Here is a 2,332-nt window from a genome sequence, read left to right as displayed (position 1 = left end):
ACCGGTGAGTCTGCCGCAGGCCGAGGACGACACCGCGATGCGGCTGGTCGATCTCTACACGCATCGTGACCCGGCGCTGTCCGCCGCGCTCTCGCAAGGGCTGCAGCTCGAGAAAGTCGCGCTCGGCGACGACATGAAGCGCAAGCCCGGCGGCAATGCCGCGGCCACGATGCGGCAGGTCGCGCGTGGCGCCGCCAAGCTGATGGCCGCCGATGACGGGCCGCGCATCGCGGCGCTGGCGTTCGATGGCTGGGACACCCATGCCAACGAAGGTGGTCCGGTCGGTCGACTGGCGATGCTGCTGTCGGGGCTCGACGGCGCGCTGGCCGAGTTCGAAAGCGGCCTCGGCACGCATTGGCGCGACACGGCCATCGTGGTTGCGACCGAGTTCGGACGCACCGCGCGCATCAACGGCACCGAAGGCACCGATCACGGCACCGGCACCATCGCGCTGCTGGCCGGTGGCGCGGTGAAGGGCGGCCGCGTGATCACGGATTGGCCGTCGCTGAAGGCGGCGAGCCTGTATCAGAATCGTGATCTCGCGGCGACGACCGATCTGCGCGCCGTGATCAAGGGCGTGCTGGCGGATCATCTGGGCTTAAGCGAACGCGTGCTGGCGCTATCAGTATTTCCTGACAGCGCGGCGGTGAAGCCGATGAAGGGACTGATCGGATAGGGCGGCGGCACGATATCTCCCGGCTGCTTTACTCAGGAGAGGCCGGGCCGCGCATGATCCAGGATTTTCTGCTAGGGAAGGGGCGAGGCAGTCAATCTCGTGCAGGAGACCCGCATGTATATCGCCATGAATCGCTTTCACATCGCCAAGGGCTCGGAGGCCGACTTCGAGCAGGTCTGGCTGTCGCGCGACTCGCATCTCGATAAGGTGCCCGGCTTCATCGAGTTTCATCTGTTGAAAGGGCCGGAGGCGGAGGATCACACGCTCTATGCCTCGCACACGATCTGGGCCAACTACGCGGCCTTCGAGGCCTGGACCAAGTCGGATGCATTCCGCGCCGCGCATCACCGCGCCGGCGAGAGCAAGGTGCACTATCTCGGCCACCCGCAGTTCGAGGGCTTCGAGGTACGCCAGACGGTGAAGAAGTAGGCCATTGGAGGAGCGTAGGATGGGTGGAGCGCAGCGATACCCATCGCTTCTATCAAATTGTGCGGTTGAGTGATGGGTATCGCTGCGCTCCACCCATCCTACGGCACTCACAACTTACACCACTTGTGCGTCTGCCCCCACCCCAACCCTCTCCCCGTGAAGAACGGGGAGAGGGAGCGCACCGTTCGCTCGGCCAACATGGCAAGCCAATCGCAGCAAGCTACCCCAGCGTAATCTGATCGATCTCCGCCATCTCCTCGGCGCTCAGATTCCACGCGATCGCCTTGACGTTCTGCTTGATCTGCGCCGGCCCCGTGGCACCGGCGGTTGCGGGCGCTGCGCGAGCCAGGAGAAGGCGAGCTCCCGCTTGTACTTGCCGGTGAGAAGGCTGGATCAGCGGCGCGCATCCTGTCCTGCGCGCCGTCGGCGGCAAGGTGCGGGCCTGGCTTCTGCCACGCAGATGGAACGCTCCGACAAAAAAATGCGGCCCCGGTCAGATGCGGCAACTGACGGGACCGCTATACGCATGATCGGTGACGGGGGGCCACATCAAGCGCAGGTACAACCTAGCCTTGTCATGTAACGCGGTCGTGACAGATGCTTGTCATTTTGGCCGTTGCGCCGCGACCGCGGGCTCACATCGGCCGGCGATAGACGATGAAGCCAGACTTGTCGGCGAGCTTGTCGTAGAGCGCCTGCGCGGTCGTGTTGGTCTCGTGTGTCAGCCAGTAGACGCGCGGCGAGCCGGCGCGCCGGGCCGCGTCATAGACCGCCTCGATCAGCGCGCGGCCCACGCCCTTGCCGCGCGCCGCCTCCGTCGTGAAGAGATCGTTGAGGTAGCACAGCGGCGCGATCGCGGTCGTGGTGCGGTGATAGAGGTAGTGCGCAAGCCCGAGCAACTCGCCATTGCTCTCGGCGACCAGCGCATGCACCGGCTCATAAGCATCGAAGAAGCGCGACCACGTCATGGCCGTGACGGCCTCGGGCAGCGCGGTCGGGCCGGAGCGGCCGTAGAACGCATTGTAGCCATCCCACAGCGGCAGCCAACGTTCGTAATCCCTAGGGGTTACGGCGCGAATGGTCAGGTCGGTGGGCATGTCGGCTCATCCCTCGTCGGATCGATGAATGAGCTTCGATACGCGGCGGCGCCTGCGAGATCAATCCGGCACGGAGGTCTTCGGCCGGGCGGCCTCGACGAGTGCACGCGCACTGCGGGACTATTGATGA

The 2,332-nt window shown here is 65.2% G+C and carries 3 protein-coding genes and 1 pseudogene; 2 read left to right on the top strand and 2 right to left on the bottom strand.

Annotated elements, in window-relative coordinates; genetic code table 11:
• Together WA702_RS22555 and WA702_RS22550 are read left to right on the top strand one after the other, a co-directional pair.
• Positions 1 to 676 (top strand): DUF1501 domain-containing protein (locus tag WA702_RS22555; protein WP_425112765.1); only part of this gene is annotated, 676 nt, incomplete at its 5' end.
• A gap of 114 nt (positions 677 to 790) precedes the next feature.
• Positions 791 to 1,105 carry an antibiotic biosynthesis monooxygenase family protein gene (locus tag WA702_RS22550; RefSeq protein WP_425112764.1) on the top strand — a complete coding sequence of 105 codons (315 nt, stop codon included), beginning with the start codon at positions 791 to 793 and terminating at the stop codon, positions 1,103 to 1,105.
• A 220-nt stretch (positions 1,106 to 1,325) separates the two neighbouring features.
• On the opposite strand, the pseudogene WA702_RS22545 reads toward WA702_RS22550, so the two are convergent.
• Together WA702_RS22545 and WA702_RS22540 are read right to left on the bottom strand one after the other, a co-directional pair.
• Positions 1,326 to 1,468 (bottom strand): annotated as a pseudogene (locus tag WA702_RS22545) (aldo/keto reductase); the annotation flags it as partial.
• Positions 1,469 to 1,740: 272 nt separating this feature from the next.
• On the bottom strand, positions 1,741 to 2,202 hold the full coding sequence (locus WA702_RS22540) for an N-acetyltransferase family protein (protein ID WP_425112763.1): 462 nt from the start codon (positions 2,200 to 2,202) through the stop codon (positions 1,741 to 1,743).
• Positions 2,203 to 2,332: the final 130 nt, after the last annotated feature.

The organism is Bradyrhizobium sp., from assembly GCF_049798375.1.
GTDB lineage: Bacteria > Pseudomonadota > Alphaproteobacteria > Rhizobiales > Xanthobacteraceae > Bradyrhizobium.
Note: the sequence above shows the minus strand (reverse complement) of the source record. Positions and strands in the feature narration are given on the sequence as shown.

Excerpts from the sequence above, each read along its gene's own strand:
- WA702_RS22550 (WP_425112764.1), top strand. The coding sequence starts at position 791 with ATGTATATCGCCATGAATCGCTTTCACATCGCCAAGGGCTCGGAGGCC.
- WA702_RS22540 (WP_425112763.1), bottom strand. The coding sequence starts at position 2,202 with ATGCCCACCGACCTGACCATTCGCGCCGTAACCCCTAGGGATTACGAA.